We start from the raw sequence: 12,581 nt of genomic DNA, 5'->3' as shown, positions 1-12,581 counted from the left end.
ATTTGCGGCCACGGCCGCGCCGCGCCCACCGTTTGCGGCGTCCGCGGCGGAGGATCCGTCAAGCGTAGCAGGGATGGCCGACAGCCGCCCGACGCCGCACGACAATCTGACGCAGAGGCATTCCACAATGCTTGCGCGAAGCGGCCACGAAGCAGGCGGCAAATGGCATGACCACCCGCACCACCTCCGCCGCGACGCCTTGCGCCGGCGGACATGCGTCGGTGCGCAGCCATGGGAGTACGTCGGACATGTCGCGCCATCACCATCATCATCACGACAGTCACCACGAACACCATCATCACGACCACCATCATCACCACCACAATCATCACAACCATCATTGCCAGCCGGCGCCGCAGCCTCCCACGCCCACGCCGCCGACACCTCCGACCCCGACGCCGCCCGCGCTCGGCTTTGCCGATCTCGGCGTGGTGTTCAACGACGCGACGCGGTTTCTCGAAGGCGGGCTGTGGCGCAACGTGGTCGACGAAGGCGGCCAGGGACTCGGCAGCGTCTACAACTACACGGGCGATCTCACCGTGATTCAGGACGGCCTGAAGGCCATGGTCGCGGCCGGCCAGTTCTGCGGCCAGACGCTCACCAGCGTCAACAAGATCCTCGCCGACATCGCGATCGCGCAGGATGCCGCGATGGCTTCGGTGACCGGCGGCGGCGCGTTCGGCAGCATTGCCGCGGCGGAGACCGCGCTACGCAACGCGCATCTCGACATCCTCAACGTCGTCAACAATGATGCGACGCTCGCGGCCAAGGCCACCAATGCGGACGGCGTCACCGGCTTCCTGCAAGTGCCGGCGCTGCTGCCCGAAGGCGTGACGGCCGCAACCGCCGCCAAGGGCACGCTGGCCGAGCTCGGCCTGATCTTCAACGATGCCGCCAACCGGCTGCTCGGCGGCGTCAACGACAGCAATGTCGACGTCATCCAGGACGACGTCGATGCGCTGATCGCCGGCCTCAACGCGCTGGTCGCCGCCAATCCGCTGCAGTTCGGCGGCCTCACCGGCGTGCATGCGCTCGCCATCATCGACCAGCTCGCGCTCGTCAACACCCATATCAACGGCGCGGCGGGCAATGTCGATATCGGCCGCGCGCTGAACGACGACTTCCTCGACATCATCGACATCGTCGCCGGCGACACCAACCTCGCCAACATGGCGCAGCAGAACGGCCTCAACGGCTGGACCGGCTTCGGCGATTTCCTCAATCCGACGCCGGCCTATCAGGACAACCAGGCGCAGACCGATTTCTGGGCCATGTTCATCGCCCAGTCCAACGCGCTCGGCAAGGCGGCAATCGCCGCGGTCAATGCCGGCGATGCCGCGGCGATGGCCAAGGTCACGGCCGACCTGATGGTGTTCAAGAAGGACGTCACCGATTTCGACGCGGCGCAAGGCGGCATCTTCCAGGCCCGCTTCGACAACGAGCTGCTCGGCGACCAGAGCACGCTCGGCGCGGAGATCGCCAAGATCCTCGAGGGCTTCCAGACCGGCAACAAGGCACTCGTCGCCGCGGCCGCCGACCAGATGCACCAGAACGCGGCCGATGTCGGCGGCAACAACATCCCGGTGAACGGCGGCGAATATGATGTCAACGGCACCACGATCGCGCAGGTGCTGGCGACCACGGGCGGCGCTGCGGCCGCTCTTGCCAGTGCCGCAGATGCAAGCGCCGCCGATACCGCGGCCGTGCTCGCGGACATCCTGGCTGCGCCGGCCTCGAACGTGATCATGCTGCCGACGGCGGCGCACGTCTCACAGGTCAGCGCGGGCGCAGCGGCGGCCGTCATCGATGCGCCGCTCGTGGAGGCCCCGATGATCGACATGTCGCATCATCAGCATCATCACATGTGGGCGTGATCCGCGGATGCCTCGGGCGCCTGCAGCAGCAGGCGCCCGACCAGCGCGAGCGCGGTTTCCGTGGCCGGATCAGCCGCAATCACCGAGACCGCGAGCACGATGAGATCGACCGGCTGGTGCGACAGCACGATCACATGCGTCGCATGCCGCGCATCCATCAGCGCCACCATGCGCTCGACGGCAGGGTCGGTCGCTGCCCGCCCCCACGGCGCGTCGGCCCGGCGCAGCACGCGTCGTGACGCGAGAAAGTCGCGCAGGACGGGCGGATCGTAGCCGGCCAGCGCGGGCTCGCGACAGCGGCGCGCGCTCTCGAAGACCGGCTGGCGGGTGAGTTCGGCAATCAGCTCGTCGCGCGTGATGGCGGTCGATGCGCCGATCGAATCCAGGACGCCCGGCTCGCGCGCCTCCAGCACCGCGCGCAAGGCATCGCCCATCAGCCCGATCGTGAGCACGCCGGCGATCGCCACCGCGCAGAACCGCGTGAGTTGCGCCGCGTCGACGTCCGGTGACAACGCGGCCGCGGCGGCTCCGAGCAAGGCCGCCCCGGAGATCCGCAGCAATGTCAGCCACACGCCCTGGCGCTGCGCCTCGGCGCTCGCGCCGGCGATCAGGATCGCGGTCACGGCCAGCAGCGCGCCGAGCGCGCCGAGCCGCACTGGCATGTCCGGCGCCAGCACGCGGAAATCGGTAATGATGAAGGGAATGACGATGAGGGCGCCGAACGCGACACGATCGATGGCACGGTTCTCCCAGGCAAGCAGGCTCGGGCGATCGCGACGGAGCAGCAGGACGGCGCAGACGGCAAAGCCTGCGAGCTGAAAGGCCGACAACACCATCGTGTGGTGGTTTTCGAGCTCCACCGGGCCAAGCGCACCGGCCAGGGCGAGCACGAGGCCGCCGACCACCGCGGCGACCTTCAGCCGACGGTGGACATGCCGGCGCAGCAGGCCCTCGGTCACGATCACGGCGCCAAGCGGGATCAGCGCGGCCGGGATCAACGAGATGCGGTCGAGCGTCGCGCTGTCGGTCCACCAGGCGATGCCGCGCAGCAGAAACAGCGCGGCGACGACGGCCAGCAGCGCCACCAGCCGCGCCGTCAGCGGTCCCCTGGGATCGCGCCGATGCAGCGTGGCGGCGGCAACCGCAAGGCCGATCGCGCCGCAGAGATTGACGACGGAGTCGGCGACCACGCCCGGCATCATGGCACGGCCTCGCTGGACGGCCGACGGGGACGCAAGGTGCCGAAGGCCCTGGTGTCGTCGAGCCAGTGCAGCAGCGGCAGGATCATCCGCTGCAGCGCCAGCACGGCCGAGGTCGCCAGCAGCGCCGGCACCGAGCCGGAGGGGATCTCGCGCAGCAGATAGCGCCGGGCGGCGGCGAGATCGATGCGGCCGAGTTGCAGCAGGTCGTCGCCCCTGAGATAGTCGAGCTCGCGTGCGCAAAAATCGTTGTAGACGTCGTCGCGGTGCTTGGGCGCGTCGTCATACGTCTTCTTCAGCGCATCCGAGCCCCCGGTATAGGCATTGGTGATGACGAAGCGCGCCTCATCGAAGCCGGCCTCGTCGCCGACGCCGAACACGGCGCGATGTCCTCGCATGATGCCGCGCGCAAGCTGCAGGTGATCGAAGCTCTGCCGCGCCTCGGGCTGCGGCGACGGATAGACGTCGGAGAAGGTCTCGCAGACCATGCCGGCCACCGCCGGCACCTGCGTGACGTTGGAGATCCATTTCGGCCGCAGGCCATCGCGGATGAACAGCAGCAAGGTGGTGAGACCGTAGAGCACGCCCGACAGGCCTTTGCCGCGCGCCTCGGGATCGACCATCACGAGGCCAAGATGGATCACGTCCTGGGTGTCGCCATCGCGCGCAACCTGCATCACCGCAAGCGCGTTGAACGCAATCGGCCGGCCGCTCGCCGCGTCGGAGACCAGCGTGATGATGGCGCGGGCAAGCGCCTCGCGCCGCCCTGAGAAGATGCCGTAGGTGAGATCCCCCGCCGCGAGCGTCTTGCCGGCGATGCTGCGGAGGTCGGCGACCAGCGCGGCCAGCGCCGCGTCATCCAACGTCGTGCCCGGGCTCTCGACGATGCGCGTGCGCAGGTCGGCATGGGTGCGCAGCGACAGGTCCATCGCCTCCTGCCCCAGCGCTGTCAGCCAGAAGCCGATGTTCGTTCGGATCCGCCTGGCCGCTGCGACGATGGTCATTGTCTCATCCATTCGGCGTGATCGGAAACGGCTCGCCGGAATCCTTCGCCGCCTTCACGACATATGCTCCGCCCTCCTTAATGCGTGACCACGACGGCCGACGGAGTCGCAGTCACGGTAAACGTCCCTTCAACGGCAGCAAGCGGTGGATGCCGTCGCATCCACCGCTTGTCATCATTGGCCTCATGGTTCGAGATCTCGCCGCGATCTCGACCCTCGTCCTGAGGCGCCCGCCGGAGGCGGACGTCTCGAAGGATGATGGCAGCCAGCCAGTTCGCCACAGGCCATCGCCGGATGCGACCGCCTCCCGCGAGAGACGTAGAGGCTGCCGTCGCCGCCTCACGCCGCCTTCGACACCTCCATCAGCAGGCGCTCGGCGCGGGCGTCCTCGATGCGGTTGACCAGCTTGCTGCTCTCGTGGCGGTCGCGCAGCGTCTTGGTCAGGGTGACGCAGGTCTGCACCAGCATGACGATGCCCATCGTCAGATAGCCCTTCATCCAGAGATCGATCGGCATGAAGAACACGCCGAGCGCGACGAGGAAGGCGGACGCGCCGAACGAGGCATAGGAGAAGGTGATGAAGGCGCTGCTGTGGGGCTGGACGTTCTGGTTCATGGTCGGCTCCTGTGGATGTCGGTGGGTTGCGTTGGGAAACGGGAATGACGAAAATCAGGTGGCCGGAGCAGTGCGGCCGGCCTTCAGCCGCGCAAGCACGTCGTCCGCCGTGGTCTTGATGCGCGGGCCGAAGCCCTGCTCCGCGAGCTTCTCGGCCGTGGTGATCGGCCCGGTGGCGGCGTCGAGCTCCATCAGCGCCTCGTCGGCGGCCTGGGCCTCCATCTGCCGCTCGCGCAGCCGCTTCAGGGTCGCCTCGGCCTCGGGCAGCGTGCACTCGTAGGGACGCGCCGCCTCGATGCCGCCCCGGCGCAGGTTGCGCACCGCCTCTGCGGCACGAGCGATGCGCCGGCCGCGATCGAGCTCGGCGATGCGCGCCTCGGCCCCCGACACGTGCTTCTTCAAGCGCGCGATCTCGGTGGCGAACAGCGCCCGCGCCGTCTTGGCGGCATCGCGCTCGGCCTCGAGCCCGGCAATCGCCTGAGCCGCCTCGCGCGCCAGGTCCTCACGGCCGCCATCGAGCGCGGCGGTGGCGCGCACCTCGAGATCGGTGATCCGGGCCAGCGTGGCCTCGAGCCGCTTGCCTTCCTGCTGGTCCTGCGCGATGGCGAGCGCCAGCGCGCGCTTGCTGCGCTCCACTGCGGCGGCCGCGTCACGCATCTGCTGATCCAGGATCACCAGTGCGCTACGGTCCTGCAGCTCCTCCTCCGCGACGGCGACGGTGCCCCGAAACAGCGTCAGAACGGTCTTGAACATTGTGAACTCCCTGTTATGAGCATCGCTCATGGGTTTCTTATAGCGCAAACCTGAGCGTTGCTCAAGAACTATTTTGAGCATCGCTCAATATTTTGGTGACCGATGTCCAAGACACTGGAAAGACGAGCGAAACAGCGCGAGGCCCTGATCGAGGCGGCCGAGCGGATGGTCCGAACCAGGGGTCTGGCCGGCCTGAAGACGCGCGATCTCGCCCAGGAGATCGGCGTTGCCAATGGCGCCGTCTACAACCTCGTCGCCGATGTCGACGAGCTGGTGCTGATGGTCGGCTCGCGCACCCTGGCGCGGCTCGACGCCGATCTGTCGGCGGCCGAGAGCGCCGGCCCGCCCGGCCCGGAGGCGGCGCTGGTGCGCATCGCGATTGCCTATTGCGATTTCGCCGCTCACAACCTCGAGCTCTGGCGCGCGCTGTTCGAGCATCGCATGCCGGCCGACAAGCCGCTGCCGGACTGGGCGATCGCCGACCAGATGCACCTGTTCCGCCACATCCACCAGCCGCTCGCCGCGCTGTTTCCGCAGCGCTCGTTCGACGACATCAGCGTCACCGCACGCAGCCTGTTCTCGGCCGTCCACGGCATGGTCGCGCTCGGGCTGGAGCAGAAGCTGATCGCCGTGCCCGTGGCGGCGCTCCGCGAGCAGATCGCGACCATGGTGAAGGCGATGGTGACGGGGCTGGTGAGCAATTCGTCGGAGCCGGGCCATGCGCTGTGACGCTTGCCACATGCCAGGCTGCGGGCTGCACTCGCGCTCGCCTCTGAACAGAATTTCATCAGCGCGCCCCGGCTCGCCCTTGATAGATTGACGACGGCGGCACGCTGTTGCCGCATCGAGCGATCGGAGCAACCCAACCCATGTCTCTGTTCATCCGCGGCGGCACGGTGGTGAACCATGATCATTCCCGGCGCGCCGACGTCCTGATCCAGGGCGGGAGCATTCTCGCCGTGGGCACCGCGATCGAGCCGCCGCTGTCGGCCGAGGTGATCGACGCCGGCGGCTGCTACGTGATCCCCGGCGGGATCGATCCGCATACCCATCTCGAGCTCGGCTTCATGGGTACGGTGTCGGCCGACGATTTCGAATGGGGAACCAAGGCGGGGCTGTCAGGCGGCACCACGATGGTGGTGGATTTCTGCATCCCCGATCCCGGCCAGTCGATGCTCGCGGCCTATCAGGATTGGCGGCGCAAGTCGGAGAAGGCGGCGGCCGACTATGGCTTCCACATGGCCGTGACCTCCTGGTCGAAACAGGTGTTCGACGAGATGGAGATCGTCGTCCAGACCTACGGCATCAACACCTTCAAGCATTTCATGGCCTACAAGGGCGCGCTGATGGTGGACGATGACGAGCTCTACAATTCGTTCGCGCGCTGCGCGGAGCTCGGCGCGATGCCGCTGGTCCACGCCGAGAACGGCGACGTCGTGGCGCGGATGCAGGAGGCGATGCTGGCGCGCGGCATCGACGGGCCGGAGGGCCACGCCTTCTCGCGGCCGCCGGAGGTCGAGGGCGAGGCGACCAGCCGCGCCATCATGATCGCCGACATGACCGGCGCGCCGCTCTATGTCGTGCACACCAGCTGCCGCCAGTCGCATGAGGCGATCGCGCGCGCCCGCGCCGCCGGCCAGCGCGTCTATGGCGAGCCGCTGATCCAGCATCTGCTGCTCGACGACAGCGAGTATCGCTGTGACGACTGGGACCAGGCGGCGGCCTGCGTGATGTCGCCGCCGTTCCGCGACCGGTCGCACCAGGACAGCCTGTGGGCCGGGCTGCAATCGGGCTCGCTGCAGGTGGTCGCGACCGATCATTGCGCGTTCACCCTGGCACAGAAGCGGCTCGGCCGCGGCGACTTCCGCAGGATCCCGAACGGCACCGGCGGACTCGAGGACCGCATGCCGCTGCTGTGGAGCGCGGGCGTCGCCACCGGGCGGCTGACGAAAGAGGAGTTCGTCGCGGTCACCTCGGCGAACATCGCGCGCATCCTCAACGTCTTCCCGCGCAAGGGCGCCATCATGGCCGGCTCCGACGCCGACCTCGTGGTGTGGGACCCGGCCGCGCACAAGACCATCAGCGCGAGCAAACAGGTCAGCCGTATCGACTACAACGTGTTCGAAGGCTTCTCCTGCACCGGCGGGCCGGCGGTGACGGTGTCGCGCGGCCGCATCGCCTGGCGCGACGGTGCGCTGCGCGCGGACGCCGGCGACGGCCGCTACGTCGAGCGGCCGGCTTTCCCGCCGGTGCATGTCGCCAATTCCACCTGGAAGGAGATCACCGCGCCGCGTGGCGTCGCGCGCGACATGATCACGCCATGATCGGCGCTTCAAACTATGCGCGGCCCGGCGGCATTTACCGGGCGGAAACCGTTGCTGGCGTTGAATGCGAGTATGGCACAGTTGCGCATGGAAGTTCGCGATTCGGCCGGCACCAGGCTGCCGGGCTATGGCGACGCATTCTTCGACCTCAGGCTCCCCGGCGATCACTGCCGCGTGGCGCAAACCCTGCTCCGGATGATCCGCGGCGACGATCACCGCTCACCGGTTCACAGCGTGCACTTCTTCCGCGACGACGCCGAGATCGGCCGCTGGTCGGTCGAGGACGAGCACGTGGAGATGACGGTGATGGACGCCTTCGCGCACACGCCGCCGGCGGCGGCGTAGCGTCCTCGGCGCCGAAGGACCTCTCCTGACCGCAGCGCCTCACGCGCGGCGCGGATGCGCCCTCTGGTGCCACGCCCAGGCCGAGCGGATGATGGTGCCGAGATCGGAGCGCTTCGGCATGAAGCCGAGCTGCTGCGCGGCGCGACGGCAATCGGCAACCAGGATCGGCGGATCGCCGGCGCGGCGTTCGCGCACCACCAGCGGCACGTGCTCGCCGGTTTCTTCACGGATCGCATCGACCACCTCACGCACCGAATGGCCGCGGCCGGTGCCGAGATTGTAGGTCCCGCCGGGATCCCCCGCCAGCAACCGCTCCAGCGCGGCAATGTGAGCGGCGGCAAGGTCGTCGACATGGATGTAGTCGCGCACCGCGGTGCCGTCGGGCGTGTCGTAATCCGTGCCGAAGATTGCAAAATCCCCGACATGGCCGAGGATCGCCATCAGCGCGCGCGGAATGAGATGCGTCTCGGGATCGCGCAGCTCGCCGATCCGTCCCGCTGCGTCGGCGCCGCAGGCGTTGAAATAGCGCAGTGCCATCGCCGACAGCCCGTAGGCCGCGTGATAGTCGGCCAGGATCTGCTCGATCATGTATTTGGAGCGGCCATAGGGATTGACGGCCCGGCCGGCCGCGCTTTCGGGAATCGGATCCGGTCCGGCCTCGCCATACACCGCGCCCGTCGAGGAGAACACCAGCCGCCGGCAGCCGGCCTCGCGCATGCCCTCCAGCAGGCCCAAGGCGCCGGCGACGTTGTTGCGATAATATCTCTGCGGATCGACGACGGATTCGCCGATGGCGCTCGATGCCGCGAAGAGCATGACTGCCTGGACGTCGTAGCGCCGGATGGTCTCCGCAACGGCGCGGCTGTCGGCGATGTCGTCTACCACCAGCGGCCCCCATTGCACGAAGCTGCGATGGCCGGTCGACAGGTCGTCATAGCAGACCGGCGTGAAGCCGTTGTCGGCGACCGCCCTGCAGCAGTGAGCGCCGATATAGCCGGCGCCGCCGGCGATCAGGATCGCGCCCCTCGTTCCCATGCGTCGCGACGCCTTCGTCCCGGAGATGAAGTGGTGAAGCCCGAACGCAGAACGTGCAGCAGCATAGGTCGGGGTTGCAGCGGAGGCAAATGCAGGTGCTGAGGCGCCAGCTGCGAAGCTCCATCTCGGCAATGCCGCTCATCCCGACCACCGCGCGCGGCGAACGATTAACGTCCGCGGTCCCCATGCGTCGCTGACGATGAGAGGCCGATGCTGGATGTTGTCGGCATTGCAGCCGCAGCGGCGACATCTAGCCGTGAACAAGTCCCGTACCGTGAGTCGCGGCTGATTCGGACGCGGTTCGTTCCAGCCGCGTTCCGAACGTTAACGGCCACGCGCAGCAGCGTCGCATTCCGGGACATCGCGCCCGCGCCGGTTGCTGAGCCGGTCTAAGCCAGCAACTCCAAGTACGAACCTCGTCTGAAGCGGAGCCGTCACGGCGGCCGGCCGAGCGTGCAAGTTCCATTCGGCGACTCGGATGTCGGCGGACCTCGCGCGCATGCCTCCCAACCCTGAGTACGGGTGCCGCGTGGCACGGAATGCGGTACAAGTCGTCCGGCGTGATCAGTGTCTGACGATGCAGGAGGCGGTGTCTTGAGCGAAACATCGAGCAACGTCGATACCGCTCCGCGCGCGTCATCGACGCCGCCCCCCTCGCCCGGCGCAGCACCCGGCCTGTGGGCGCGTCTCGCCATTCCGCTGCTCGCCGTGATCGTCGCGCTTGCCTTCGTGGCGCTCGCGACCAGCCGCTGGACGGCGTGGACCGGCAATGCCACGACCCAGACGACCAACGACGCCTATGTCCGCGCCGACCTGACCCAGCTCTCCAGCCGTGTCGCTGGCGAGGTGACGAAGGTTGCGGTCAGCGATTTCCAGCAGGTCAAGGCCGGTGACCTCCTGATCCAGATCGATCCGGCGGACTATCAGGCGCAGGTCTCGCAGGCCGAAGCCAATGTCGAGGCGGCGCAGGCGGCGCTCGACAATCTCAGCAACCAGGTCGAGCTGCAATATGCGACCATCGCCCAGGCCGAAGCGCAGCAGGTTTCGGCCGGCGCCGCCGAGGTGCTGGCCCGCCAGGAGGAGGAGCGCCAGCAATCGCTGTCGCAGAGCGAGGCAGGGACCAAGCAGCGGCTGGAGCAGGCGACGGCCGCCTATGCCAAGGCACAAGCGGACGTGCGCGCGAGCCGCGCGGTGATCGCCGCGCAGCGTCATCAGCTCGAGGTGCTCACCGGCACCAAGAAGCAGCGCGGCGCAGATCTGGCCGGCGCAAAGGCCGCGCTGGCGGCGGCGCGGCTCAAGCTCGGCTACACCAGGATCACCGCGCCGTTCGACGGCGTCGTCGGACAGCGCCAGGTCCAGAACGGCGACTACGTCAATATCGGCAGCAGCCTGATCGCCGTGGTGCCGCTGCCGCAGGTCTTCGTCATCGCCAACTACAAGGAGACGCAGCTCACGCATGTCGCGCCGGGCCAGCCGGTCGACGTCACCGTCGATTCGTTCCCGGGCGAGAAGCTGCACGGCCGGGTCGAGCGGATCGCGCCGGCTTCCGGCTCGCAATTCGCGCTGCTGCCGCCCGACAACGCCACCGGCAATTTCACCAAGGTCGTGCAGCGCATTCCGGTGCGCATCGCGCTCGACGGCAACCAGCCCCTGCTGGCACGGCTGCTGCCGGGCATGTCGGTCGTGACCCATATCCGCACCGCAGGCGCGGCCGATGGCGCCAAGTGAGCCGGCAAGCGAGAGTGATCGCGGACCGCTGTCGCGCGGCGGCCAGGCCGCACACCCGCTGTTCGCGGTCGGGGCCGTGCTGCTCGGCTCATTTCTCGCCAACTTCGACAGCCGGCTGACCTCGGTCGGCCTGCCCGATCTGCGCGGCGCGTTCTCGCTCGGCTTCGACGAGGGCGCCTGGCTGTCGACGGCGGCGATCGGCTCGCAGATCCTGATCGCGCCGGCGGTGGCGTGGCTCGCGACCGTGTTCGGCCTGCGCCGCGTGCTCGGCATTCCCAGCCTGATCTATGCCGTGGTGTCGCTGATCATTCCCTTCGTGCGCGACTATCCGACCCTGATCACGCTCGCGATCATCCACGGCGTGCTGCTCGGCACCTTCGTGCCGGCGACCTTGATGATCGTCTTCCGCAACCTGCCGATCCGCTGGTGGCTGCCGGCGATCTCGATCTATGCGATCCGCGTCGGCTTCGCGCTGGATACCTCGACCTCGCTGGTCGGCTTCTATGTCGAGCATCTCGGCTGGCAGTGGCTGTACTGGCAGGGCGTCGTACTGGCGCCGCTGATGGCGCTGATGGTCTATCTCGGCACGCCCGCCGAGCCGGTCAATCGCACGCTGCTCGAGAATGCCGATTGGGGCGGCATGCTGCTGCTCGGCAGCGCCGTGTCGATGATCTATGCCGGGCTCGACCAGGGCAACCGGCTCGACTGGCTGCAATCCGGCACGGTGGTGGCGCTGCTGGCCGGCGGCGCCGTGCTGTTCGTTCTCTTCCTCGTCAACGAGGCCCTCAGCCCGCAGCCCTGGGCGCATTTCAACGTGCTGTTCTCGCGCAATATCGGGCTCTCGCTGGCGGTGATCCTGCTGTACACCCTGACCAGCCTGTCAAACGCGTCGCTGGTGCCGAATTTCCTCGCCACCATCACGCAGCTTCGCCCCGAGCAGAGCGGCTCGCTGCTGTTGATCTACGGTGCGTTGCCGCTGATCGTGCTGGTGCCGCTGTCGATCTGGATGCTGCGCCATGTCGATGCGCGCCTCGTCGTCGTGCTCGGGTTCAGCGCGTTCGCGGCAGCCAATCTGTGGGGTACCCAGCTCACCCATGCCTGGGCGCGCGAGGACTTCATCGGCATCGTCGTGCTGCAGTCGATCGGCCAGGCGCTGACCCTGCTGCCGATCATCATCATGGCGCTGTCGAATTCCGATCCGGCGCGCGCGACGTCGTTCGCGGCCTACATCCAGATCATGCGGCTCGGCGGCGCCGAGATCGGCGTCGCGCTGATGGGGACGTGGCTGCGCGTGCGCGAGCAGGTACATTCGGCCTATCTCGGCCTCAACATCCAGAGCGGCGATGTCGATGTCGCCCGCGCGCTGCAGCGGCTCACCGGCTATTTCGCGGCCCACGGCGGCGCACAGGCCAAGGCCCGCGCGGTCGGCACGCTCGCCGTACAGGTGCAGCGCGAGGCGAACGTGCTCGCTTATCTCGATGCGTTCTGGCTGTGCTTCTGGCTGGCGATCGCGGCGCTGCTGCTGGTCGCCTTGATCACGCGCGCGCCGCCGGGACCGTTCTCGCCGACGCCGCTCGGTGTGAGAGCCGCGCGGATGCGGCGGTTCGGATCAACGGCGACGTGAGCCTGCCGCGCCTTTGCTCTTAACGTTCTGACGAACGACGAGCCGCACGCTGCGAAAGCCCGCGCTGCATGTTGCGTGTC

Annotated in this window: 11 protein-coding genes; 6 read left to right on the top strand and 5 right to left on the bottom strand. The window is 68.1% G+C overall.

The genetic code is table 11. The features are described from left to right. Positions 1-167: 167 nt before the first annotated feature. Positions 168-1,874 (top strand): hypothetical protein, encoded by a 1,707-nt coding sequence (locus tag HL666_RS10040; RefSeq protein ID WP_246741511.1) that lies wholly within the window; start codon positions 168-170, stop codon positions 1,872-1,874. On the opposite strand, the gene HL666_RS10035 is transcribed toward HL666_RS10040, so the two are convergent. The 4 genes from HL666_RS10035 to HL666_RS10020 form a co-directional block, all read right to left on the bottom strand. Continuing rightward, on the bottom strand, positions 1,859-3,073 hold the full coding sequence (locus HL666_RS10035) for a hypothetical protein (RefSeq protein WP_172181752.1): 1,215 nt from the start codon (positions 3,071-3,073) through the stop codon (positions 1,859-1,861). The genes HL666_RS10040 and HL666_RS10035 overlap by 16 nt on opposite strands. Beyond that, a complete protein-coding gene (locus HL666_RS10030; RefSeq protein ID WP_172181215.1) occupies positions 3,073-4,077 on the bottom strand; it encodes a hypothetical protein in 1,005 nt (334 codons plus the stop codon). The genes HL666_RS10035 and HL666_RS10030 overlap by 1 nt, the downstream gene beginning before the upstream one ends. Positions 4,078-4,416: 339 nt before the next feature. Further along, positions 4,417-4,692 (bottom strand): YiaA/YiaB family inner membrane protein, encoded by a 276-nt coding sequence (locus tag HL666_RS10025; protein WP_172113263.1) that lies wholly within the window; start codon positions 4,690-4,692, stop codon positions 4,417-4,419. A gap of 54 nt (positions 4,693-4,746) precedes the next feature. Continuing rightward, complete coding sequence (locus HL666_RS10020) at positions 4,747-5,445, bottom strand: PspA/IM30 family protein (RefSeq protein ID WP_172132247.1); 699 nt, start codon at positions 5,443-5,445, stop codon at positions 4,747-4,749. Between the two features lie 102 nt (positions 5,446-5,547). On the opposite strand from HL666_RS10020, the gene HL666_RS10015 reads away from it, so the two are divergent. The 3 genes from HL666_RS10015 to HL666_RS10005 all read left to right on the top strand — a co-directional run bounded on the left by HL666_RS10015 (position 5,548) and on the right by HL666_RS10005 (position 8,114). After that, on the top strand, positions 5,548-6,174 hold the full coding sequence (locus HL666_RS10015; protein WP_172181213.1) for a TetR/AcrR family transcriptional regulator: 627 nt from the start codon (positions 5,548-5,550) through the stop codon (positions 6,172-6,174). Positions 6,175-6,314: 140 nt separating this feature from the next. Next, positions 6,315-7,769: a dihydropyrimidinase gene (gene hydA, locus HL666_RS10010; RefSeq protein ID WP_172181211.1), complete on the top strand. Its 1,455-nt coding sequence runs from the start codon at positions 6,315-6,317 to the stop codon at positions 7,767-7,769. 87 nt (positions 7,770-7,856) lie between these two features. After that, positions 7,857-8,114 carry a hypothetical protein gene (locus HL666_RS10005; RefSeq protein WP_246739289.1) on the top strand — a complete coding sequence of 86 codons (258 nt, stop codon included), beginning with the start codon at positions 7,857-7,859 and terminating at the stop codon, positions 8,112-8,114. Positions 8,115-8,153: 39 nt separating this feature from the next. Here HL666_RS10005 and galE read toward each other — a convergent pair whose 3' ends face one another. Continuing rightward, positions 8,154-9,149 carry a UDP-glucose 4-epimerase GalE gene (gene galE, locus HL666_RS10000; protein ID WP_172181209.1) on the bottom strand — a complete coding sequence of 332 codons (996 nt, stop codon included), beginning with the start codon at positions 9,147-9,149 and terminating at the stop codon, positions 8,154-8,156. A 594-nt stretch (positions 9,150-9,743) separates the two neighbouring features. On the opposite strand from galE, the gene HL666_RS09995 reads away from it, so the two are divergent. Beyond that, positions 9,744-10,877 (top strand): HlyD family secretion protein, encoded by a 1,134-nt coding sequence (locus HL666_RS09995; RefSeq protein ID WP_172113256.1) that lies wholly within the window; start codon positions 9,744-9,746, stop codon positions 10,875-10,877. Further along, the gene (locus HL666_RS09990) at positions 10,864-12,501 is read left to right on the top strand and encodes an MFS transporter (RefSeq protein ID WP_172181207.1); all 1,638 of its coding nucleotides are present in this window, start codon (positions 10,864-10,866) and stop codon (positions 12,499-12,501) included. The genes HL666_RS09995 and HL666_RS09990 overlap by 14 nt, the downstream gene beginning before the upstream one ends. Positions 12,502-12,581: the final 80 nt, after the last annotated feature.

This window comes from Bradyrhizobium aeschynomenes (assembly GCF_013178945.1).
Taxonomy (GTDB): Bacteria; Pseudomonadota; Alphaproteobacteria; order Rhizobiales; family Xanthobacteraceae; genus Bradyrhizobium; species Bradyrhizobium aeschynomenes.
The sequence above is the reverse complement of the archived record's forward strand: the minus strand, read 5'-3'. Positions and strand labels throughout refer to the sequence as shown.